This is a genomic window from Chondrinema litorale, from assembly GCF_026250525.1.
GTDB lineage: Bacteria > Bacteroidota > Bacteroidia > Cytophagales > Flammeovirgaceae > Chondrinema > Chondrinema litorale.
Genome location: NZ_CP111043.1, coordinates 3,894,531 through 3,920,158 on the forward strand (window position 1 = coordinate 3,894,531; position 25,628 = coordinate 3,920,158).

General features: G+C 34.0%; 15 protein-coding genes. 11 read left to right on the top strand and 4 right to left on the bottom strand.

Features of this window, described 5'->3' with window-relative positions; all coding sequences use genetic code 11:
- Positions 1–152: 152 nt before the first annotated feature.
- The 4 genes from OQ292_RS16095 (at position 153) to OQ292_RS16110 (ending at position 6,189) form a co-directional block, all read left to right on the top strand.
- A complete protein-coding gene (locus tag OQ292_RS16095) occupies positions 153–1,139 on the top strand; it encodes a pectinesterase family protein (protein ID WP_284683164.1) in 987 nt (328 codons plus the stop codon).
- 36 nt (positions 1,140–1,175) lie between these two features.
- Positions 1,176–2,813 carry a glycoside hydrolase family 43 protein gene (locus tag OQ292_RS16100; protein ID WP_284683165.1) on the top strand — a complete coding sequence of 546 codons (1,638 nt, stop codon included), beginning with the start codon at positions 1,176–1,178 and terminating at the stop codon, positions 2,811–2,813.
- A 454-nt stretch (positions 2,814–3,267) separates the two neighbouring features.
- The gene (locus OQ292_RS16105) at positions 3,268–5,568 is read left to right on the top strand and encodes a GH92 family glycosyl hydrolase (protein WP_284683166.1); all 2,301 of its coding nucleotides are present in this window, start codon (positions 3,268–3,270) and stop codon (positions 5,566–5,568) included.
- Between the two features lie 18 nt (positions 5,569–5,586).
- Positions 5,587–6,189 (top strand): IMPACT family protein, encoded by a 603-nt coding sequence (locus OQ292_RS16110; RefSeq protein ID WP_284683167.1) that lies wholly within the window; start codon positions 5,587–5,589, stop codon positions 6,187–6,189.
- On the opposite strand, the gene OQ292_RS16115 is transcribed toward OQ292_RS16110, so the two are convergent.
- Complete coding sequence (locus OQ292_RS16115) at positions 6,162–6,593, bottom strand: hypothetical protein (RefSeq protein WP_284683168.1); 432 nt, start codon at positions 6,591–6,593, stop codon at positions 6,162–6,164. The genes OQ292_RS16110 and OQ292_RS16115 overlap by 28 nt on opposite strands.
- A 450-nt stretch (positions 6,594–7,043) precedes the next feature.
- Here OQ292_RS16115 and OQ292_RS16120 point away from each other — a divergent pair, with 450 nt between their 5' ends.
- The 5 genes from OQ292_RS16120 (at position 7,044) to OQ292_RS16140 (ending at position 16,473) form a co-directional block, all read left to right on the top strand.
- Positions 7,044–7,673, top strand: a complete 630-nt coding sequence (locus OQ292_RS16120; protein ID WP_284683169.1) for a response regulator transcription factor — start codon at positions 7,044–7,046, stop codon at positions 7,671–7,673.
- Between the two features lie 726 nt (positions 7,674–8,399).
- Entirely contained in the window at positions 8,400–11,522 is a 3,123-nt protein-coding gene (locus OQ292_RS16125; RefSeq protein ID WP_284683170.1) for a SusC/RagA family TonB-linked outer membrane protein, read from the top strand.
- Positions 11,523–11,548: 26 nt separating this feature from the next.
- On the top strand, positions 11,549–12,988 hold the full coding sequence (locus tag OQ292_RS16130) for a SusD/RagB family nutrient-binding outer membrane lipoprotein (protein ID WP_284683171.1): 1,440 nt from the start codon (positions 11,549–11,551) through the stop codon (positions 12,986–12,988).
- Positions 12,989–13,001: 13 nt separating this feature from the next.
- Entirely contained in the window at positions 13,002–13,523 is a 522-nt protein-coding gene (locus OQ292_RS16135; protein WP_284683172.1) for a hypothetical protein, read from the top strand.
- Between the two features lie 487 nt (positions 13,524–14,010).
- A complete protein-coding gene (locus OQ292_RS16140) occupies positions 14,011–16,473 on the top strand; it encodes an ABC transporter permease (RefSeq protein ID WP_284683173.1) in 2,463 nt (820 codons plus the stop codon).
- 61 nt (positions 16,474–16,534) lie between these two features.
- On the opposite strand, the gene OQ292_RS16145 is transcribed toward OQ292_RS16140, so the two are convergent.
- Positions 16,535–17,164: an OmpH/Skp family outer membrane protein gene (locus tag OQ292_RS16145; RefSeq protein ID WP_284683174.1), complete on the bottom strand. Its 630-nt coding sequence runs from the start codon at positions 17,162–17,164 to the stop codon at positions 16,535–16,537.
- 106 nt (positions 17,165–17,270) lie between these two features.
- On the opposite strand from OQ292_RS16145, the gene OQ292_RS16150 reads away from it, so the two are divergent.
- On the top strand, positions 17,271–19,853 hold the full coding sequence (locus OQ292_RS16150) for a M14 family zinc carboxypeptidase (RefSeq protein WP_284683175.1): 2,583 nt from the start codon (positions 17,271–17,273) through the stop codon (positions 19,851–19,853).
- A 33-nt stretch (positions 19,854–19,886) separates the two neighbouring features.
- Here the strand turns inward: OQ292_RS16150 and OQ292_RS16155 are convergent, their stop codons facing one another.
- The gene (locus tag OQ292_RS16155; protein ID WP_284683176.1) at positions 19,887–20,705 is read right to left on the bottom strand and encodes an IS982 family transposase; all 819 of its coding nucleotides are present in this window, start codon (positions 20,703–20,705) and stop codon (positions 19,887–19,889) included.
- A gap of 389 nt (positions 20,706–21,094) precedes the next feature.
- On the opposite strand from OQ292_RS16155, the gene OQ292_RS16160 reads away from it, so the two are divergent.
- A complete protein-coding gene (locus OQ292_RS16160; protein ID WP_284683177.1) occupies positions 21,095–23,140 on the top strand; it encodes a BatA domain-containing protein in 2,046 nt (681 codons plus the stop codon).
- Positions 23,141–23,383: 243 nt separating this feature from the next.
- On the opposite strand, the gene OQ292_RS16165 is transcribed toward OQ292_RS16160, so the two are convergent.
- Complete coding sequence (locus OQ292_RS16165; RefSeq protein WP_284683178.1) at positions 23,384–25,561, bottom strand: PP2C family protein-serine/threonine phosphatase; 2,178 nt, start codon at positions 25,559–25,561, stop codon at positions 23,384–23,386.
- Positions 25,562–25,628: the final 67 nt, after the last annotated feature.

Sequence of the window (25,628 nt, forward strand, 5' to 3'; positions counted from 1 at the left end):
GCTGGTGAGCTTTGTTTTAAACTTTTTGAAGCATAAATGATATTTTTTGAATAGTCTCTTTAATGGCTAAATGTTAATTTTGACAATGTTATATTACCTCAATTCAATCAAATTTCTAGCAATTGAGTAATGAGTAAATGATGAAAGTGTGTATGAAAAAATTAATTGCCTATCTAATAGTTTTAGTCCTGTTTTTACCAACATTAAACGCACAGGATTCTAGTAAAAAATACGATTTTGTAGTTGCTTCTGATGGAACAGGAGATTTTAAAAAAGTACAAGATGCTGTAAATGCAGTTCCAGATTTTAGAAAAAATGCAACTACTATATTTATCAAAAAAGGTACTTATAAAGAAAAGCTTGTTTTACCTACCTCAAAAACCAAAGTCACATTTATTGGAGAAGATGTAAATGCCACCTTTATTACAAATGATGATTTTGCCTCAAAAAAGAATGTTTTTGGCGAAGAAATGGGTACAACAGGTTCATCTGGTTTCTTTGTCTTTGGAGATGATTTTAAAGCCGAAAATATCACCTTTGAAAACTCTGCCGGTTCAGTAGGGCAGGCAGTTGCAGTAAGAGTAGATGGAGATAGGGTTGTATTTAATAATTGCCGTTTTTTAGGTTTTCAAGATACCCTTTATCCGCATGGTGATGCCAGCAGACAATACTATAAAAACTGTTATATAGAAGGTACAGTCGATTTCATATTTGGCTGGTCTACTGCAGTATTCGATAACTGCGAAATTTTTTGTAAAGAAAATGGCTATGTAACAGCAGCTTCTACGCTAGAAACTACCGACTTTGGTTTTGTATTTCTTAATTGCAAAATCACTGGTGATGCCGATAAAGATAGCTTTTATCTGGGAAGACCTTGGCGACCTTATTCTAATGTAGTTTTTATCGATTGTTTTTTAGATAAGCAAATAAAAGCAGAAGGTTGGAATAACTGGGGTAGCGAAGAAAAACAGAAAACTGCCTATTATGCAGAATACAATTCTACTGGTCCGGGAGCTGCTCCATCAAAGAGAGTGCAATGGTCTCATCAGCTATCTAAAGAAGAAGCGGCTAAATATACAATCGGAAACATTTTAAAAGGAGATGATAATTGGGTTCCTGATCTATCAACCATAGAGTAAAACCTAATTTATTTTCTTTTCGATCCCTTTATAAATATGAAACTTCACATCTTTAAACTAGCAATACTTTTATTTTTTCATTTATTAGCCTCTCAGCAACTCTTTGCGCAAAAAGCTTCGAAAGATGGTTTCTCAAATACTTGGGTAGCAGATCAAGGAGATGGAACTTATAAAAACCCAATACTCCATGCAGATTATTCTGACCCTGATGCTGTTCGAGTGGGAGATGATTTTTATATGACGGCTTCGTCTTTTACTTGCTCTCCAAGTTTGCCCATTTTACACTCAAAAGATTTAGTAAACTGGGAATTAGTTAATTATGCACTTCCTAAGCAACCTCCCTTTGAGTTTTTTGAAAAGGCACAGCATGGAAAAGGTGTTTGGGCACCTTGTATCAGATATCATGAAGGGGAATATTATATCTACTATCCAGACCCTGATTTTGGTATTTATATGATTAAAACCAAAGACCCGGAAGGTGTCTGGTCTAAACCAGTGCTAGTGAAAGGTGGTAAGGGTTTTATCGATCCCTCACCACTATGGGACGATGACGGTAATGTATACTTAGTGTATGCTTTTGCTGGTAGTCGCGCAAGTATTAAGAGTTTAATTGTTGTTTGTAAAATGAATAAAGAAGGCACCAAAACAATAGACAATGGTGTAATGGTTTTCGATGGTCATGGAGATAACCCGACGGTAGAAGGACCTAAGTTTTACAAAAGAAATGACTATTACTACATTTTTGCTCCAGCTGGTGGTGTTCCTACAGGTTGGCAATTGGTTATGCGCTCCAAAAATATTTATGGCCCCTATGAAACCAAGAATGTATTAGCAACAGGTAGTACAAATATCAATGGCCCGCATCAAGGTGCTTGGGTTTCTTTAGAAAGTGGTGAAGATTGGTTCCTTCATTTTCAAGATAAAGGAGCATATGGTCGCATTGTGCATTTGCAACCGATGAAATGGATTAACGATTGGCCAGTTATGGGAAATGATGCAGATGGCGATGGTACTGGAGAACCTGTTTTAACTTATAAAAAGCCGGATGTAGGCAAAACTTATCCAATTGTTACACCACCAGAGTCAGATGAGTTTAATACACCAAACTTAGGTTTACAGTGGCAATGGAATGCAATACCTCAACCTTATTGGGCTTTTCCAACAAGCATGGGTTATTTAAGATTATTTTCTTACCCTTTACCAGAAGATTTTCAAAACTTTTGGGATGTGCCAAACCTATTGTTACAGAAATTTCCAGCACCAGAATTTACTGCTACAGCAAAAATTACTTTTAACCCAAGATTCGAAGATGAGAAAGCCGGACTCATTATTTTCGGGAGAGACTATTCTTACATTTCTGTAAAAAATGATGATGACGGACTGGAAGTCTCACAGACAATTTGCGAGAAAGCAGATAAAAGTGGCAAAGAAGTAAACTCAGATAATCTCGATATAGAAAGCAACACATTTTACCTAAGAGTTAAAGTAACAAGCGATGCAATTTGCAGATTCAGCTTTAGCGAAAACGGAACGGAATTTACAGGAATGGGTAAACCTTTTAAAGCCAGAGAAGGTGGCTGGGTTGGTGCAAAAGTAGGTCTGTTTTGCGTGAGAGAAGGTATTGCCAACGATTCTGGTAATATAGATATAGATTGGTTTAGGGTAACTAAATAAAATTTTCTTCAATTTACATTTTGACTTTCCTCCTCTAATTATTTTAAGTTATAGGAACTAATTCCAGCATAAATTAATTTAAAAAAATCTCTGATCTACTATTAAATACTTTGAATAAATCTTTCAAAGAGGAGTGGGGTTTATTTACTTTGCATTATTAGAAAAGTAATATAGAAGTAGATGGATTTTTTGGTTTTAAGAAAACTTTTCACAGCGATTTACATAGAATTTGTTTCATACACTATTATATACATTTCAATTAATTATTCGGTAAAACCACATTTATCTATCAGCTTTTATCAGAATACATTAAAAAACGGAGCTTGCAACTTAAATACGATTAAAGTATTGCCTTTACATTTCCACAATTAACAAATATTAAAAGCATCTTAACAGCTAAAGTTGTAATATTAATTTGTATTCCATTTAAAATGTGAGGATTGTATTCTCAATTATGAAGCAAAGTTTTATATATATTTTTCCGGCGGTTATTGTTACACTTCTGATAAGCTATTGTAGTTCGCCTACAACTGAAGTTTCTGAGGTGAAACAGGAGATTGAGGAGGTTGAGAAGCTTTCTTCTTATGTTGATCCTTTATTTTTAAGGCAAGTAGAATCGCATGGAAGTGTAAGTACAGGAGCCTATTTACCATTTGGTATGGTAAGACCTGCTCCAATAAATCATTGTTTTTCTTATAGTGATAATAAAAGAGAAGAAGATTGTGTATTTACTGGTTTTAGACAAACTCAGGTAGATAATAATGATATCCTTTCCGACTTTTTAATTGTGCCCGGCATTATTAAAAAGCAAGAGTTAGAAGCCGACAATAAAGTGCGTTGGTCTAGAAGTGAAGAAGGAAAAGCAGGATATCATGCTTTGCAATTACACAATCCAGACCTTTCAGTTGAGATTACTGCTACTAAAAGAGTGGCTTTTTATAAGTTCAAAAGTCAACCAGAAGATAATTTTTTCTTTTTTATCGATCCGGGAGTAGATTTTACGAACGATCTGCCAGTATTAAGCCACTTAACTGTAATAAATGATTCTACTATTGCTGGTTATAGACTTTCTAGTCCAAGTACATTAAGGTCTTCTGAACTGGAAAGGAAAATATATTTTGTAATCCAGTTTTCTAAGAAATGGCAAGATTATAATTTCTTTAGAAAAGATTTAGATATTGGTCGCCCAAAGACTATGAGGTCGAAAAAGTCTAGTGCTAAAATTACTTTTGATTCATTAGGGAATGATGCCTTATTTATGAAAGTAGCTGTATCTACAGCTAGTGTAGATGGTGCACAAAATAACCTTTTACAAGAAGTGCCCCACTGGGATTTTGACCTCGTAAGAAAAGCTGCTGAGGGAGTGTGGGAGCAAGAGTTAAACAGAGTGAGTATCAAAGTAAAAGATTCATTACAGAAAAAGGTATTTTATTCTAGCCTTTATAAAGTGATGCAGCAACCTCGGTTGATTAGTGATGTAGACGGCAGTTATTCAGATTTTACAGGTGAAGTGCAAACTACAGAGGGGCAATATGACAGATACCATCGCTTTGATCTTAAAGAATCATACAAAAATACATATCCTCTTTATGCGCTTTTTTATAAAGATAGAGTAAACGATTTTATTCGATCATTTTTGGCGCATTATAAAGAAACTGGTGCTTTGCCAGAATCAAGATATACTGCAAGGAGTGATATGGAAAGCTTTGGGGCAGTATCTGTAATTGCAGATGCTTACCTTAAAGGGATTGGAGATTTTGATGTAAATTTGGCATACAAAGCGATAAAAGAAACACTGGAAAACCACCCATATGCTAAGTTGGTTTCTAAATATAACTTTATCCCATCAGACTATTTTCCAGACAATTCTTTTGAGAATTCATTAGAGTTTGCACAAGCTTTTAAAGCAGCTTCTCTAATGGCCGAGGCGATGGGTTACAAAAAAGATTATAAAGATTTTATTTCAAGTTCTGAGTTATACACGCAAAATTTTGATAGCCTAACTTTAACAATGAGGCCTAAAAATATTAAAGGCGATTGGGCAGATAATATAGATGAACTCGATTTTGAAAGTGATTCTGTCGGTTTGCTAGACTGGGAAAAGACTTGGGCTGTAAGGCACGATGTAGAAGGACTAATTAAACTGATGAATGGTAAAGAAAACTTTGTAGCCATGTTAGATTCTTTTCTACATGTACAAAGTAAAGAACTTGCAATAATTGATTCTTTAAGTGCAAGTGATACTACGCTTCGTCATATGCATGCACAGTACTCTGAAGAAAATAGCCATATCCCATTTTTATATACTTATGCAGGTAAATCTTGGAAAACTCAAGAAATGCTTAGAAGTATGATGGACAGTATTTTTGCTTCTTTAGATTCTAAAGGAAGATATTCTTATAAAGATGATTTTCAGCCGGCTTGGCTCATTTTTAATATGTTGGGTTTGTATCCTTTAAGTCCGGTGGGTAATAAGTATATTTTAGGGAGTCCGGTAATAGATGGGGCTGTTTTAAGTGTAAGTAATAAACAACCTTTTAGCATAAAGGTTAACAACCAGAGCAATCAAAAACATTTTGTGAAATTACTTTCTTTAAATAGAAGTTCTCAGCAAAAAGACTTTATCTCATACAAAGAAATGTTTCAGGGTGGTGAGGTGATTTTAGAGATGGTGCAAGAGCCAAATAAGATTAATTCAGATAAAAAGCTTGAACTGCTTTCAGACTCTTTACAAAACAGAGTGGCTACTTTTTAGTCTGAAAAAAGGAATATTATGGAGGAAGATGCTTATTTAACGATAGCGGGTACATCAGAAGGATTTTATAAAGAAAAAGGGAGCAAGTTTTTAGCTTTTGCTTATCCTGTTAAAAGTGAAGAAGACGTAAAAGAGCATATACACGACTTAAAAAAGCAATACTACGATGCCAGACATCACTGCTATGCTTTTATAATTGGCAGCGATGGGGCATCTTATAGAGCTGGTGACGATGGTGAACCAGCAAACTCAGCAGGCAATCCGATTTTAGGGCAAATTCGCTCTAATGAACTAACTAATGTACTTATAGTCGTAGTTCGCTATTTTGGAGGCACTAAACTAGGTGTAAGCGGACTTATAAATGCCTATAAAACTGCAGCCGCAGATGCACTTGAAAATGCTGAGTTTCAAAAAGAATTTCTTACGAAAAAGGTGAAATTACTCTTTCAATATGCACAGATGAACGATGCAATGAAAATAGTGAAAGACTTTGATCTAAATGTGATAGAGCAAGATTTTGCCATGGATTGTAAATTAACTCTCGAAATTAGAGAGGGCATCTACAATCAGTTTGAAACCAAGGTGAACGATATTTACGGTCTATCATTAAAAGTCGATTGATAAATTTTAGGATTGTTTAATAATAACCCATTGCAATTAGCAAAAAACAAATCTACTTTTCTTTTAATCTCAAAATACCTCAGTTTCTCTTCTTCAAATTTACTTTCTAATTGAAAATGCTTTTTATAAGACCTATTACAAGAGCTAATAGGAAAAGTTGAAGGATATTTAGAAAGTACCTCTTTAGAGTTATCTAGTTCTACAAGCAGTTTATCAAATCTCATATTGGTTCCTACCAGTAAATTAAAAAGAATATTTCCCGGTTTGGATAATAGTGTGTCGTCTTCAAGAATTTCGAATAAGCTGGTTAAAAAACCTTCAACTTCAAACTTTATAGCTGAAGCCTCAGCATACCAACACCTTTGCATTAAATAGAGATCATTTGAATGAAAAATCTGACTCATAGAACCTTATAATTAGAAATAAAAAAATTTGAATTGTAATACATAAAAACCATGAAGCCTAAAAAGTAGGAATACATTTAGTCCTGTTTGGAATTTAGTTTATTTTGTACTTTTTAAATATGGTAATTATCACTCAGGGTTATGATTTTTGTCAGCTTAAGAGTGAATTTAGAAATGTTAACTATCATCAATATACAAAAAACAATTGGAAAATGATAGTCTTTGGGTAGATATATATGAGAAGCACAATTAATTCATTAATATGTGCAATTATGAAATTATAAAGCTGAAACCACTGTTATTCAGACAAAAATACCTTTCATATACTTTATAGCTGTACTTGTAATGTTTTCTTTCATTAATACATTTAGATTATGTATTTTAAAGGTAAATTGGCTCAATAAAAATTTAAGATACCATCTTAATTAGTTTTAGAAAATATATATTATTATGATCAGCAAGGTTACAAAAGTTGTAATTATAGAAGATAATGAAGTGGTAAAGGATGGCTTTGCACTACTTATAAATAGTATGGAGGGTTACGACGTAAGCGGAAAATTTGCTGACTGTGAATCTGCCATAAAATCAATCCAACAATCACAGCCCGAAGTAATTCTTATGGATATCGATTTACCAGGAATGAATGGTATAGAAGGTACCCGTAAGATCAAAAAAATGTATCCTGAAATAGATATAATTGTAATTACCGTGCATGAAGATAGTGAGCTAGTTTTTGAAGCTTTATGCTCTGGTGCTAGTGGATATATTACTAAAAATTCAGACTATTCCAGACTACTCGATGCAATTAATGAAGTAAGAAGCGGTGGTGCTCCAATGAGTAGCAATATTGCCAGAATGGTGGTTGAATCTTTCCAGAAAAACACAAATTCGCCACTTACAGCCAGAGAAACTGAGGTTCTTGAGTTACTTTCTAAAGGTAAGAGCTATACAGTAATTGCTGATGAGCTATTTATACATAAAGAAACTGTAAAGTCTCATATAAAAAATATTTACTTTAAACTTCAAGTAAATAGTAAGGCTGAAGCTATTGAAAAAGCCTTAAAAGATAAGCTCATTTAATAAAACTATCTCCTTCTTAGCAGCATAGTGTATATAAGTTGTTTGCTTGTATACGCTTTGATTTAAAATCCCCCTTTCTAACCATTTAGAGATAATATTTGGCCTTATCTCTTTATGCATGCCAATACATTTATTAACAAGACATCTAATATATAATTAAGATATTCTCAATAAACTTACCTTATATAGGTAATGTATTGAAAATCTATTTACGTAGACAATAATTTCATATCAATTTAATGCTACCTAACCCAAACAGGGGGATGGTGTTTCATTCAGAATCATTTTGAGTTAGCTAAGATTGGGTGTATTTGAGTTGTTATTTTGAAAACATCGTGTAAAACGATTAATTCTCAAAATAATATATTTATTTATTTGGGGGATAAAGCAAAATAAATCTATAAAAACATATTAACTCAATATTTACTTTTTTATCTAATTTCAAAAATTTCGTATTTGAAAATGTACAACAAAATGGTTAGTCAATTATAAGTATATTAATTCTTAGTTAAATACAAGAAAATTTAAAAAATTACCGCTCACCAATTTATTTCTCCTTTTACAAACTAAGTATTTATACCTACAATTTCACCCTCTATGGGTGATAGCATTGTTTTAACATATTTTAAATATTTGGGTGATTTTTTATTGGTATACCTACTAACAGGGGACATTTGGCCCTGGTATTATCATTTTTGATAAATTTTCATCTTTAAAAATTAAATTATGGTTAAAAAATTACAAGGTACATTAGTGGTTCTTTTACTGCTTGTGAGCCCATTTTTGGCTGCACAAGAGAGAACGCTTACAGGTAAAGTTACCTCAGTAGATGATGGTAGCTCTTTACCGGGAGTGAATGTAGTAGTAAAAGGAACTAACAATGGAACAATTACCGATATAGACGGTAATTACAAAATCAATGTGGCTGAAGGTCAAGAAGTGCTAATATTTAGCTACATTGGTTTTCAGCGTCTTGAGGTAGAAATTGGAAACCGCCAAGTAGTAGATGCAAGTCTAGAGTCTGATGTTACAGAGCTATCAGAAGTTGTTGTAACGGCGCTAGGTATCGAAAAAGAATCCCGCACAATTGGTTACGGTATTTCTACTATTAAATCAGATGAAGTTACCAAAGCAAGAGAGACCAATATTGTAAATGCCTTACAAGGTAAAGTAACTGGTGTTACAATTAACAATACCTCTGGTAACTTAGGAGCTTCTTCTAAAATCATAATTAGAGGTGTAACTTCACTAAGTGGAAGAAATGATCCTCTTTGGATTGTAGATGGTATTCCTATCAACAACTCTCAAACTCCAACGGGTTCTAGAATTACAGGTAACAGAGATTTTGCAAATGGTGCTTCTGTTATCAACCCAGATGATGTTGAGTCTATCAACGTATTGAAAGGTGCTGCTGCAACAGCTTTGTATGGTTCAAGAGCTGCAGCGGGTGCTATTGTAGTAACTACTAAAAAAGGTAAAGCCGGAAAAGGAGGGAAACCTCAAGTTTCTATCAACTCTTCTGTAAGATTTGATGATCTTTTTGTAAAACCTGATTATCAAACAGAATATGCTATTGGTAGTTTGTTTACTTATGACTCTTCTGCAGTAGGTAACTCATGGGGACCAAGAATTGTAGGGCAAGAAGTAACTAAAGCTATTACTGGAGAAAGAGTGCCTTTGGAAGCTTATGGAAAAGATAACTTAGATGAATTCTTTAGAACAGGCCGTACTTTACTGAACAACTTTTCAGTATCTGATGCGGATGAAAAAATGGATTATCGTTTAAGTTTAACTTCTTTAAATCAGAAAGGTATATTGCCAGGTGCTGAGCTAGATAGATTAACTATAGGTTTAAATGCTGGTGTAAAACATACCGAAAAAATTAAAACTAGGTTTGGTATTCAGTATATTAAAACTACATCTGGTGGTACTGGTGTAACAGGAGCCAATGACCCTAACGTAATCGGCTTATCATCATTTAGTCCGACTGTAGACTTTAGAGATTATTTACCATGGATAGATGAAAGCGGTAATCAGATTAATACACTGACCGCTACCTCTAACAACCCCTATTGGATCCAAAACGAAAACAAAAATGATAGGCAAGATGATCGATTCATCGGTAACTTCGAATTAACCTTAACTCCAATTAAAAATCTGAACATAATTGGTAGGGTAGGTTACGATTATGATGTAGATGATAGATTAATTACCAATAGAAAAGGTACTGCTCAAAGACTAGAAGGTAATTTTATAGTAGATAAATTGCAGAGAGCTCAGTTAAATACTGATGTTTTAGCTAACTATGTTATTGGTATTGGTTCCGACTGGTCGATTAATATTTTAGGTGGTTTTCAGTACAATAAGCGTGATTTCGAAAGAGAAACTCTTACTGCAAACAACTTACTTATTCCAGAGTTGTTTTCACCAGGTAATGCTGAGCAGACAGTTCCTACCAGAGATTTTTCTGAACAAATACTCTTAGGATTATACTCTCAAGCAGAGTTGTCTTATAAAGACTGGGCTACTTTAACATTAACCGCCAGAAATGACTGGTCTTCTACACTTCCATTAGCTAATAACTCTTATTTCTATCCTTCAGCAAGTTTGGCAGTAGTATTTACAGATGCATTAAATATGCAAAGTAACTTCTTGTCTTATGGTAAATTAAGAGCTAGTGTTGCACAAGTAGGTAACGATACAGGACCATATCAACTTAACTTTACTTTTGATCCGGTTTCTACAGCAACAGGTCAGTATAGTTTGAATAATAACTTCCCATTTGACGGCAGGTTAGCATTTGATAAAACGAATACAATACCTCCAACTAACCTATTGCCTGAGGAGCAAACAAGTTATGAGTTTGGAACAGAGTTACAATTCTTCAAGAGTCGTTTAACTTTAGATGTTTCTTATTTCAAAACTCAAAACAGAAACCAGATTCTTGCACTGCCTATTCCTGAGTCTACTGGTTTTGGATTTAGAAGAACAAATGTTGGTCGTGTTGATACAGAAGGTATAGAAATTACTTTAGATGCAACACCAATAAAAATTGGAGACTTTCAGTGGAATACTATTGTAAACTTCTCACATTCAGAATCTACAGTTAAAGAACTTGCACAAGGTGTAGAAAGAACTTTAATTGCCAGTGCTTTTAACAGTGTACAAGTTGTAGCTGTTAAAGGTAAAGAATTCCAATTATACGGTATTCCTTTCTTAAGAGACTCTACAAGCGGTAGACCTATTATTGACCCAACTACTGGTACTCGTCAAAATGACCAAGCAAAAACTTTTGGTTCAGTATTACCAGACTTTACAATGGGTTTCATAAATAGTTTCACTTACAAAGGTGTTACTGTTTCTGCTACCATCGACTGGAGACAAGGTGGTTTAGTTAAGTCATCAACTGTAGAATCTTTACAAGTTGGTGGAGAAACTGTAGAAACTTTATTAAACAGAGAAGGTACATTTATAGATCGTTCAGGTGTAATTGTTAATGATGATGGTTCAGTTCGTGAAAACGATGTACCAGTAAGATCAGCAGAAGACTTCTGGTTAAGTTTAGATGATAACAGTGTAGCAGAGCCTTTCATATTTGATGGAACATTTGTGAAACTTAGAGAACTTAGTGTTTCTTATAGACTCCCTTCTACATTACTAGAAAATACATTTATTAAGTCTATACAAGTTGGTATTGAAGGTAGAAATTTAGCACTTCTTTATTCAAAAATCCCTCATATCGATCCTGAAGCTAACTTATTCGGTTCTGGTTCAGACGGTTTTGGTGTTGAACGTTCTACAGTTCCTACAACTAGAAGTGTTGGTTTTAACGTGAGATTAAACTTCTAATAATCACTTTAAATATTTAGATAATAATGAAGAATATTAAAATATATATTTTAAGTTTTCTGATACTATTTGTTTCCTTCGCTTGCGATGAGACCTTAGATATCAACGAAGACCCATTGGCTGCTACCTCAGCAGACCCGAATGCTGTACTACCTTTTGTTATTGTTCAATATTCAGCTCGTAAAACAACTGAGTTAGGGACTAGAACAATGGATGTACCTCAGCATTTATCTTCTTGTTTTAACTCTCCTGCTTCTGGTCCAACAACAAGTTTCCTTACAGGTAATACTTGGGGAATGTACTATACTCAAGTTTTAGGTAACTTAGAGTTAGTAGAAGCTGATGCAAGAGAAGCTGGAGAAACTAGTAATAATGTTACTGCAATTGCTGTAATCTTAAAAGCTTTAGCATATTATGAGCTAGCTTGTATTTGGGAAGATATTCCATTTTCTCAAGCGATTAATGGTTCCGAATTTCAAACACCTGAATTTGATACTCAAGAGAATGTGTTTAATGGAGTAGTTGCCATGTTAGATGATGCAATGTCTCTCATTGATGCAATTCCTGCTGAAGGTGTATTTTCAGTATCTACCGGTGATATGATCTACGAAGGTGATATGAGCCTTTGGAGAAAGTTTGCTAACTCTTTAAAAATTAGAGTGTTGATGTTGATTAGAAACCAAGATACTTCTGTTGATAGTCAATTAGTTGCAGCTTTAAGTCAGCCATATATTTCTTCTAATGCAGAAGTTGCAATGCTTGAATACAATGGCCAATCAGGTCAGGAAAATGCTTGGTTCCAGTTAGTAACGGCTTTCTTTGGTCCAGATAACGAGTCTACTGGTACACACGTTCCAGGTGAGATTTTTTACAACATATTGAAAGATAATGCTGATCCAAGATACGATTTGTTTATCTACGATCCTGATGATGTTGGACCTGCACCTCAAGGTGAAGGAGCTGGTTCATTTGGAGCCTATGCAGCACTTACAAATAATGTAATTAGAGGTGATTTACCAGATATCTGGTTTTTACCAGCAGAAATTACTTTCTACAGAGCAGAGCTTGCTTTAAAGGGTGTTACTAGTGATGATGCTCAAGAAATGTATGAGATGGGAGTTAGCCAAATTTTAGAATTCTGGGGTGGAGTTGTTCCTGGAGCTGTAATGACGCTTTCTGCAACTGAAATCACAGATTACATTGCAACTTTACCAGATCTAAGCTCATTAAGTAATGATGATGCTTTAACTGCTATTTATGAGCAACAATATCTTGAAACATTCTTAAGACCAATTGTAGCATGGAACCATATTAGAAGAACAAAAACTCCACTTGTTCCACCACCTCCGGGAGCTGCTATTAGTACACACCTTAAAAGGTTTACTTATCCGCCAGATGAGATTGGGGCAAACCCTAATACACCTATAGACAAGGATACAGATATAGCAGTATGGTTCGAAAACTAATGAAAATTTAATTATGAAAAATATATATAATCTCTTTTTAACAGCTTTATTGGTGGCAGGTTTGATAGGTTGCGAAGACTACGATCTTGCAGATCAAGATATCGAACTAGAAGAACTACCAGGTTATGTTGCTTTTGATGCTCCAGGTGAGGAAGCTTATTTAGATGATGAAGAAGTAACTGAAGAAGATGGTAGTGTTGCTTTGAGAATTGAAGTACCTACTGGAAGCTTATCTGATGTAAATGTGACATATACATTTAGTGGAACAGCAGTATTCGGTACAGATTTTACTGTTGAGGGCGCAAGTGCTTCTGGTGGTTCAACTACTATCGTAATTGACAAAGCCGAATTTAACGATACTGATGGAGTTGACATTGATATTACACTTCTTACAGATGGAGTTGCTGATGGTGATAAAACATTATCAATTACTCTTGAAAGTGCTCAGAATACCGATGGATTAAGTTTTGCAGTAGGAAGAGGTGGAACTGAGTTACTTAAAACAGCAAATGTAATTATAACTGATATTGACTGATTTTATCAGTTTTCCTTAAATACGAAAAGCAGGGTAATTTACCCTGCTTTTTATGTTTGATAGCAACTAATAATAAGACCTAAGTTTATTTTTTAAGCCAATAGTTAGAGTTAAATTTATCTTCTTTTCAGTTGATTTATCTTTTTATACGAATACGTGTCTTTTAGAACCATTTTCATAGCTTCCACTTCATGTTCAAGCTCTTTCAAATTATTTTGTAGTTTCAGAATGTTACTTTTAGTATTTACCTTGTTGTTCATTGCTTTAACCTTCTAATTTGTTTTGATAGCTTACATTATTATATAATCAGAAAAGAAAAAAGTAATCCTTCAATCTCAATTTTTTTTTAATTTTTTACAATCATCAATTGTAAACCCTCATATAAAGCTTAATCATTCATGCTTACCGTTGGTGTAATTGCCATTCGTATTTAGAACTATAAGGATTAATTTCAGTAGAAATCCTCTTACGTCTAAATCATACATTCATGATTAAAAATTACCTCAAAATAGCCGTTCGTAACCTCCAGCGTCAAAAAGTTTTTTCTTTTATCAATATCACCGGAATGAGCATAGGTATGGCCTGTTGTATATTGATTTTTTTGTTTATCAATGATGAGTTGAGTTACGATAATTTCCATAGTAAAAAAGAGAGAATACATCGGATTATCTATAACACTTCTAATGGGTTAACACTAGCCAGAGCACCCATTACACTTCAGCCTGTATTAACAGAATACTACCCAGAAATTGAAACTGCCGCCAGAGTTTTTATTCGTAATGCAAGTGTAATTATAGGTGATGTAAAAAAGGCTGAAAATAATGAAGACAAGGTATTTGAAGAAACGCAGGTAATGTTTACAGATCCATCAATTAAAGATATATTTACTTTTGAGCCTGTATCGGGTGATATAGATAGTTGGCTAGAAAAACCATTTACAGTGGTTTTAGATGAAGAAACAGCCATCAAATATTTTGGTGATGAAAATCCGGTAGGTAAAACGATCTATCTAAGAGGAGATAAGGCATTTACTGTAGCAGGTGTGGTAAAAGATTTTCCAGAGAATTCACATTTCCATTTCAATATACTTATTCCTTTTGAAAATATGTATGATCTGGAAAGTGACGATATCGCGCAGAGGATTGAAGACAACTTGACCAGAAACTGGATAATTTCTCATACAAGTACTTATGTTTTGCTAAAAGAGGGACAAATGTTGGAGTCTGTAAATAAGCATATGGAAAACATGGTAAATGAATATGCTCCAGAAAGAATGCACTTGGGCCAGGTATTTAGTTTGCAACCACTCAAAGATATTCATTTACATTCTTCAGAAATAGGCTTAAACCCAGAGTCTCAAGGTGACATACAATATATATATGTGTTTGGGGCTATCGCGATTATTACTTTGCTAATTGCATCATTCAATTTTATAAACTTGTCTACGGCTCAGTCTATAAGAAGAGCTAAAGAGGTTGGCATGCGTAAAGTAATGGGGGCAAAAGCGAAACATTTGTTTGCCCAGTTTCTTGGCGAATCTGTTGTAGTTTGTTTCTTTGGTTTTGTGCTCTCTCTAGGGCTAGTAAACTTAGTGTTGCCTCAAATGAATGATCTTACAGGCAAAGTACTGACGATTGCAGATATTCTCAACCCATTTAATTTATTCATTTTTATTGGTATTTTTCTAGTTACAGGAATTCTTGGTGGTAGCTATCCAGCTTTTTTTATTTCTAAATTAAACATGATTACCACCTTAAAAGGGAAAGTCTCCACTAAACCTGGGCAGAAAATTAATTTTAGACAGCTGTTGGTAATTGTACAGTTTGCTGCCTCAATTATTCTAATTACTGGTGCACTACTCATCTTTAAACAGTTAAACTTTTTGCTTAACAGACCACTTGGTTTTAAAACAGAGAAAATGCTAACTATTCCGCTTTTCTCTCAAAGTATTAATACAGTGTTTGGTGGTGTAAATGGTGAAATGAGACAGCGACTCAACACTTTTGAAGATGAACTTTTAAAGTTGCCAGATGTAAACGGTGTCACTTTATCTTCCGATTTACCTGGAATTAGTATTGTTTCAAGAATGGTTGATTTTGAGGGAAAAGAAGGCGAAGATCCTGTGTTTTCACCCATACTCTCTGTGGATTATGATTTTGTTAAAACTTATAATTTAGAGCTTGCTTCAGGTAGAGATTTTAACATCGAAACAGGGACAGATCATACCAATGCAATGATAATTAATGAACAAACTGTAAAAGAATTTAACTTCGGAAGTAATGAAGAAGCAATAGGAAAAGAAATAAATATCGAAGGTAAAGATGGTACTGTAATCGGTGTTATTAAAGACTTTCACTATATCAATCTTCGCTCACCAATAGGTACAATAATATTACACATTGGTGTGCCTCAATTTTCTCAACTTACAATAAGTCTTAACTCTGATAATCTGCCAGAGTCTGTAGCCAGCATTGAAACCAAATGGAAAGCATTTTTTCCTGAAAAGACTTTTGAGTTTAATTTTTTAGATGAAAGCATTCTGAATAATTATCAGGTAGAACGTAGGCTAGGAAATATTATAGCCGCTTTTGCCATATTAGCCATTTTTGTTTCTTGCTTGGGTTCTTATGGACTTATTATGCATAATGCAAAACAAAGAGAAAAGGAAATAGGAGTAAGAAAAGTATTAGGCGCCAACTTTAGGCAGTTGGTAGTTTTACTCTTTAAAGACTTTACAATTTTATATGGATTGAGCTTTTTAATAGCTTTTCCAGTGATTTATTACTTTTCTGAAGAGTGGCTGAGTGATTTTAATTATAGAATAGGTTTGCCCTTAGATGTTTTTCTAATTGGTGGTTTTTTAACACTCTCAATTGTTTGGCTATCCATTAGTTTCCAGTCAATAAAAACTGCTTTACTCAGTCCAGTTAAGTGTCTGAGGGATGAATAAACTATAAGAAATAAAAAAAGCGTCATTAACGACGCTTTTCTTATTAATAATGTATGGTAAATTATTTTGATTCTTCAGTTTCTGAGTCTCCTTCAGTTTTAGTTGTGTCATATTCTGAATTAAGACCATCTAAAATAACTTGTGTGATGTTTAATGCATCCTGAGCTAACCAAATGCTTTCTCCTTCACGATAATTGAAGATGATATCAAATTTATTGTCAGCGTTATACTTTTTCAAATATTCTAAAATATTGTTGTATAACTTCTGGTTCAAGTCTCTTTCTTCTTCTAATAAACCAGTAGAAACAGTTTGTTGGTAATCCTGATACTGCTGTTGCTTATTAGCTAAATCTCTTTGCAAAGTGTTAAATTCATTTTGAGATAATAAGTTAGCCTGAGCTCTTCTTTGAAAGCTTACTAATTCTCTTTCTAAAGATTGACCTCTTGTTTCAAGTTGTTTTGCAGCTTTATCCCTTTTGACCATAAACTGCTGATTAAGCTCTTCGTACAGTTTATAATTTTGCACAAGCGTATCGAAGTTTACATAAGCTATTTTTCCAGCTTCTGTTACCGATCCTGTTTTGCTTGAGGAAGAATCACTTTTATCTGATTTTCCAGAAAACTGCCCAATGTAAAGGGGAATTAACGCTACGATGGCTATCGCTCCAAGTATTGTTCCTAGATTTTTCACTTCAGTATCTCATGTTTAAATTTAACGCTTCTAAAAAAGGCCTATGCCTTTTTTTTTTAAAGTTGACCGCAAATGTAACATTATTAATATTTATTATAAAATTATCATGTTGAGAAAGTTCCCTATTTTAATATTCATTATCATAACTCACGCTATTTATGCGCAACCAGCATTAGATTTAAGCTATTATTTACCTCAAGATATCCAATATAACCCAGATATTCCAACACCTAAATCTATTATTGGTCATGAAGTTGGCGAATGGCATGTTACACACGATCGGTTAGTATATTATATGAAAGCACTGGCTGAATCTTCTGACAGGGTTACAATTGAAGAAACTGGCCGAACTTATGAAGGCAGACCGCAATTATTATTGACTATTACCACACCAGAAAATCAAAAAAACATTGAAGAGATCAGACAAAAACATCTGCTCCTCTCGGATAAAGATAAGGCATCTGGAGTAGATATCGAAAATATGCCTGTAGTAATCTGGATGGGCTACAGTATTCATGGTAACGAACCAAGCGGCGCTAATGCCTCATTGGCAGTTGCTTATTATTTGGCAGCGGCTCAGGGAGAAGAGATTGAAAGTGCATTGAGTAATTCAGTAATTTTATTTGATCCCAGTTATAACCCAGATGGTTTAAACCGATTTGCAACTTGGGTAAATATGCACAAGGGAAAAACGGAGGTTTCAGACGAAAATACTAGAGAACTTAATGAAGTTTGGCCAGGTGGTAGAACCAATCACTATTGGTTCGATTTAAATCGTGATTGGTTATATGTTCAACATCCAGAATCTAGAAATAGAGTGAAGAAATTTCAGGAGTGGATGCCAAATATTCTTACCGATCACCACGAGATGGGCTCAAATTCAACCTTCTTTTTTCAGCCGGGGGCTTTATCGAGAGTAAACCCGAATACACCACTCAAAAATTTTGAACTTACCAAGAAAATTGGTCAGTATCATGTAGAAGCATTAGATGGTATTCAATCTTTGTATTTCTCAGAAGAGAATTACGATGATTTTTACTACGGAAAGGGGTCCACTTATCCTGATGTACAAGGCAGTATAGGTATTTTGTTTGAGCAGGCAAGCTCAAGAGGGCATGCACACGATTCTGATAATGGTGTATTGAGGTTTCCATTTACAATAAGAAACCATGTAACTACAGCTTTATCAACATTTAAAGCAGGTATCGAAATGAGAAAAGAGCTATTGGAGTTTCAGCAGAATTTTTATGCTAAAGCTGTTGAGCGAGCAGATGCTGATCCTGTAAAAGCGATTGTATATGGTTCTTCTGATGATGCAGCAAAGAATTATCACTTTACTAAAATATTGCTTCAACATAAAGTCGATATTTATGAAGTAAACGAAGATTTTCAGGCAAATGGAAAAACTTTTGAGAAGGGTAGCTCTTACTTAATTCCTCTCAATCAATCTCAATACTCACTTATTAAAGGTGTTTTTAGTACCCAAACTAAATTTGCTGATAGTTTATTCTACGATATTTCTGCTTGGACGCTGCCTTACACCTTTAACTTACCATATGCAGAATTAGGAAAAGGTATTGCAAGTTCTGTTTCGTTAGGAGATAAGGTAACAGATATAGCATTTAAAGAGGGCGAAGTAATAGGAGGCACATCTACTTATGCTTATGCATTCGATTGGGATGGATATTATGCACCAAGAACTTTGTATAAATTATTAGAAAAAGGAATAAAAGCACAAGTTACTACAAATCCTTTTTCTGCTAAATCGGGTGAAAAGCAGCACGCTTTCACTTATGGAAGTATCCTTATTCCACTTGGTATTCAAGATCTATCAGCAGATGAGATTTATACTTTAATAAGTAAAGTAAGCAAAGAAGATGGTGTTGACTTTTATGCTATAAATAGTGGCTATGCTTCAACAGGTTCTGATTTAGGCAGTAGAAACTTCTTAAAAGTAGAAAAGCCAAGAACCATGTTAATGGTAGGAGATGGTGTAAGAAGTTACGAAGCAGGCGAAGTTTGGCATTTAATGGACGAAAGGTTTGAAATGCCAATTTCATTAGTTGAAACCGCTGATGTTAATCGTATCGATCTTTCAACATACAACAAAATTGTAATGGTAAGTGGTAGCTATAGTAGCTTGTCTAGTTCAGGAATCGAAAAGCTAAAATCGTGGGTGAGAGCTGGTAATACTTTAATTCTGATAAAAGGTGCTGTTTCTTGGGCAAACAATAATGGTTTAGTGAATCTGGAATTTGTAAAAGGTGGTAACAGCGATAAATATAATACTAGACCTTATGCTAATTATGGAAACGATAGAGGGGCTAAAGTAACTGGCGGAGCTATTTTTAGTGCAAAACTCGATATTACTCATCCATTAGGTTATGGCTATAGAGATGAGGTAATTCCAATTTTCAGAAGTGGTAATATGTCAATCAGAAAACATGAGAATCCTTATGCTACACCATTAATTTATACTGATGCACCATTATTGAGTGGTTATGTACATCCGGATAATTATGAGAGAATTAAAGGTTCAGCTGGAATTTTGATTGATAACTTAGGTAGGGGAAAGGTAATTTCTATGGTAGACAACCCTAACTTTCGAGCATTTTGGTATGGTACCAACAAATTATTTTTTAATGCATTGTATTTTGGTAATATCATTTCAAGTGGAACAGCCAGATAGTTTTTAATTTAAATAGTTAACCCAAGTTGCGGTTTACAAAGATTTATGAATAGTGAAGGCAAAAATGAAGAGCACGATCTTAAGGATGAACCCTTGGGCAGTGACGGCATGGATTTTCAAAGGGAACCATGCCAAGATCTCAGAGAAAGTGGTCTCGATCCTTTTTCGCATCATGTCCTTCAAGTATGCCATGGCCGGATGGTCTGGCCTTTTGGAATTTGACTTTCGGACCGCGAGTAGGTGGATGTGCTCAAGTTCTTTGTAATAATCTTCTGTCTCATAGTCTGTATAGGCACTATCGGCGAACAGCTCACTGTCAGGGGGCAAATCGATATCCATACTCTTGAACGCGGTTATGTCATGGTAAGAGCCCGCACAGATGAAGTATTCGACCGGGATGCCGTCCGAAGTGGCGATGACCTGGACCTTAAAGCCATAGAAGTACTCCCTTTTGGACATGTTCTTCCCTCTATAGGCCTTGTCGCCGAGCAGTCTGCAGTTGTTTATCCGGATGTTTTTGCAAACGGCGACCGGGAAAGAATCGATGAGGTACCGGCTATCGGTGTTCAGTTCTTTTATGGCCTGGCCGAGGGCAAAAAACAAGCTTGAGATTGTTGGCGCGAGCCGATGCAGATGGCGGTTGAAATTGGATTTGTCGGGAAAATCAAACTGGTGGCCCTCTCTTAGATAAGCCCGTGCCCTTACATAGTTGCAACCGAAAAACCTGGCGGCCACAATGGCAGTGGTGATGATCTGGGCATCTGTCAGCTTGCGCATATGTCCCTCTTTTGGGCGCCCGATTTTTAGATAATCGTCAAGAAAACAGTAAATTGCGATGGTGAAGTCTTCCATTGTAAATTAGGTTTGGCGACTAAAATTTACAATTAATTGGTTGACTTCACTTTATTTTCATCATATATCGCAACTTGAATTAGTTAATAAAACATACATTAAGGCAGGGAAGTAAATGAGAATTTATTTCCCTGATTTTGTTTGCTGCTATTAGATATTATGTACATTTAAGAATACAAGGAAGGATATAGATGAATATCTTTCTGATTTTTGTTTTCTGAATCAATAAGTTCTTTTATTGGTTATATTTAAAATTATAATAATAAAGAAAGACATCAACTGATAAGTTTCAGATCAGTAAAATTGATAGCATCCATAAGTTCTTTATAGGATACTTATTTTTTGAGTTTGTTGTTAATTAGGTGTAGATTATTTTTTGATATTTTTTTATGAATTTTCTTCTCCCTTCTTACTTAATCGGATTATCGCTAATTGCCGTACCGGTAATTATACATTTCTTTAATTTTCAAAGAGCTAAGAAAGTTTATTTTACCAATGTAGCTTTTTTGAGTTCTGTAAAAGACATTACTAACTCAAGAAATAAGTTGAAAAACTTGTTGGTATTATTAGCCAGAGTACTGTTTATCACATTTCTTGTTTTGGCTTTTGCTAGACCATTTATTCCTAATAAAAATGCTGGCGACCTCAACAATAGCAACTATGTGAGTATCTATATGGATAACTCTTATAGTTTGCAAAATGAATACAACGAAAAAAGACTTTTTGATTTGGGTGTTTCTTACGTAGATCAAATCTCTTCTATATTTTCAAGCAATACGCTTTTTCAATTAGTAGATAATAGTCTAGAAGGAAATCTCAGTTTTTTCTATGAAAAAGATCGGTTGAATGAAAAGCTTTATGAATTGAATTTTAGTAATTCAGGTAGAAATCTTGATCATATTTTAACTCGGCAACTACAAGCAGTAGATGATAATGGAGCAAAATCTGGAAACCATATTTTCTGGATATCTGATTTCCAAAAATCTTCAATTGGAGATTTAAGTTCTCTTGTGCCAGATTCATTAAATAACTTTTACTTAGTGCCTTTGCAGGCCAACAGAAAAACTAATATTTATATAGATTCTGTTTGGTTAGATAACCCATTCATCAAACAACAGGAAAATAACCAGCTTTATGTAAAAGTAATTAACTACGGAGATGAGGAAGTTGAAAATCGTTCTATTAAACTTTATATAGACGATAAACAGGTTTCAAGTACAACTTTGAGTTTGGGTGCAGGTGAGAGCAAAGAGCTTGAGCTTACTTTTGCAGTAAGTGATGCAGGTGAGAAAAACTGTAAACTTGAGTTAGAAGATTTTCCAGTATCTTTTGATAATGAGTTCTATTTTATTCTGAAGGTAGCACCAAAAATTAGGATAATAAATGTACATGATGGTAGATATTCTTTCGTGCCAAATGTGTATGGGAATGAGTCGTTTTTTGAGGTGATTAATTTTGATGTGAATGCCTTAGATTACAATGTTTTAAATTCGGCTGATTTAATTGTTCTGGAAAATTTACATGAAATAGATAATGCATTATTAATTGCATTGCAAAGAGCTATAAATAATGGAACATCGCTGGCAGTTTTTCCAGATATTGATGCAGATATAACTTCTTTCGGTTCTTTGGTAGATTTACCAATAACTGCTGTAAGACCGGTTAAAGTGGATAATGCTTACCAGCAAACAAGTTTGAAAGTACCTGAAAATGAAAATCCATTTTTTGAAGGTGTTTTTGAAAAGGTATCTTTTAACATGAGTATGCCAAAAGCTGCTGCAGTTATGGACTGGCCAAACATTGGTAATAACTTACTCAGATATAGAAATGAAAAGCCTTTCTTATCTGTAATTGAGAATCGAAATAGCAAAGTTTATTTGTTTTCAACAGCATTAAATCCTGAGCTAACAGATTTTCCAAGACATGCACTTTTTGTTCCTGTAATGTATAAAATTGCAATTTCGAGTAAGCTCAAAAACAATAGATTAGCATATTCATTTAATGAAAATATTGCTAGCATCGAACTGGATTCATTTGCTAAGAATGATATTTTTAAGCTGAAATACGAAGACTTTGAGTTAATCCCTTCACAAAGAATAGTTGATAATCAGCTTTTAATAAACATCCCTAAAAACAATATAGAAGCAGGGAATTATCTAGTGGAAGAAACCAATTCTCAAGATTTGTTTGGAAGTATAGCTTTTAACTACGATAAATCTGAGTCTGAATTAGATTATTATTCAAGTGACGAATTGAGTGAGTTATTCAAGTCTTATCCTAATGTTCAGATATTTAATTCTTCTGAAGTAGATGACTTTACTAAAGAATTTAGCACAAGAAATATAGCAAAACCACTTTGGAGATATGCTTTATTATTAGCGCTATTTTTCTTATTGTTAGAAGTATTATTGATCAGATTTTGGAAGAAAACGTAAAAACAATCCTGTAAAACAGAAAAAATTGAAGTCTCGAATCCAGTAATTTATTACTGGATTTTTTTTATCTGTAGTCTTTAAGTATTTGTGTTGTCTAACCTACCAATTAAATATAGTTTGAGAGATTGAAATTATTTCCTTAAAATATAAAATTGAACTCCAAATAAGCTGCTGTAATGATAAGTGGTTTGTCTTTGTGATTTCACCCAGTAGTTGGGTCTTGAAAGAGTGGGGGAAGTGGAATTAAACCTTTACACAAATTACTGTGATGTCGTCTCTTTGCGGAACACCTTCTTGATGATCATCAAGTGCCTTTTCGAAAATAGCATGTTGCTCTTTAAGAGGTAATTTATTTACTTGGTTGAGTAATTCACTAAACTTTTGTTTGCCAAATTTTCTATTGTTTTTATTGTTTTGGTCTAATAAACCATCTGTGGTAAGGTAAATTAGATCACCTTTTTGCAGATAAACATTTTCGGTTGTAAAAATCTTATTTTTCTTCTGAACACCACCGATTGTTTTATTATTCCCTTTTAGATATTGAATATTACCACCTTTGTTTTTAACAACATAAAGAGGCCTTTTTGCACCTGTAAAGTTCACCATTACATTGGTGTCGTCAAGATAGTCTATCTGGCAAAGGCATACATCCATACCATCGTCATTCATATTTTCATACTGCTTTAAAACAGTATAAATGCCTATGTTTAATTGCTCAAGTATATCATTAGTGCCTAGAATCATGCTTTTGCTAATAATATCATTAAGAATAGTATAGCCAATTAAAGACATAAAAGCACCGGGAACACCATGGCCAGTACAATCGATAGCTGCAATGTATACAATTTCTCTTTTCTTCTGTTTATCGTATACCGTTGCAAACCAGTAGAAGTCGCCAGAAACTATATCTTTTGGCCTATATAGTATGAAAGTATCGTTGATGAATCTTTTGATATAACTCTCTTGCGGTAAGATCGCATATTGTATTGTCTGAGCATATCGAATACTATCTGTAATTTTAAGATTCTGCTCGTTCACTTCTTCTAAAGTGCTTTCGAGTTTATTACTCATTACTACGAGCTCGTTCTTCTGTTTTCTTAATTTTCTTGAGAAAACAAAGAAAATGATACTTATGCCAGCAAGTGTGAAAATTATACCTCCAAAAATGAATAAGCGAACTCTAAATGCTTCGGCTGCCTCTCTCTTTTCTTCTTCAATCTCAGCAATTAATTCATCTTTAGCAGAAATATTTGCTCTAAGTTCATTTATCATGTTTTTTGTGTCTTCAAACTCTTTATTAGTTTCTGCATTAGAGCCTTTAAATACAGATTCAATTTTTTCGAGTTGAGAGTTTAATTTTGCTTTTTCTTCTTCACTAAGGTCATCAGAGAGTTGGAGCTTTGTTAAAATGCTTTGGAGCGCAAAATTTAATAACTTTTTATCTTCTACGCTTATAGAATCTTTAGAGACCAGTTCATTTACAATATCGTCGATTTGTTTATTTATATCTATTGGCTCTTCTTCCTCCTCCTCAATGTCTTCAATAGTATTTTCTACCTTTTGAATTGTTGTTGGGTAAGGTTTAACATACCAAGGAGAAAGGGAATCTTTGGGGTTATAATAGGATTTTATAGTAAAATTGTATCTATCATTGTTAAGCGAGTCAATATTTATTACTGGATAGTTCTCAATTTTAATAGTGTGGATAGAGTCAGGGACAATAGCATGAAAATCTCCGCGATTATCTGTTTTGTAATTAAAAGGCCCAACCGATACACCAATTTCTGGAATTCTATTTTGTAATGTATCTCTTACTGTACCAGAAATAATTTTACCAGCTATAATTGAGGTAGGTTCTTTTTTTACAATTATTCTAAAATTATAGGAGCCTTTATATTCAAAAGAAGATTGTATTAACTTGTAATTATCTATTAAAAATCTACTCGATTCGTTTATACTTGCTTCTATCGGAAGTCTTAATTCAAATTGGCCATCTTGATTACTTATGGCACTCATTGAATACTTATCTCCAAGAAATACAATTTTAATATTATTGGCTGGTTTGCCACCGAGTAGGTTTAGTGTGCCTAAAAGTATTTTAAATTTACTTCTACGCATTAATATTTCAACATTGCCTTTTCTTACGCTCCAACTTGCTAACTCGAGTCCATCTTTATAAGCAATTAGATTGGTTGGAGTGTAATTTTCGTCCGTTGTTTTAATTTTAACTCTTCCATTTTTATCTGTCAAATAGGATTTCTTCTCATTATCAATGATAATGTTTACTTCACTGATAGGATTCATATCTTTATCATGTACTTGGCAGACAATCATTTTGCTGTCTTGTCCAATTACCTTGGATAATGAAAGAAATATCAGAAGAATAACCAGATAATACCTATAAAACAGGTTAAAACTCATTTAACTCTTTAAAAAAATACGCTTTAGTTTAAAATTAAATTAGTGCTCCTTTTTTAATTGTTATTAA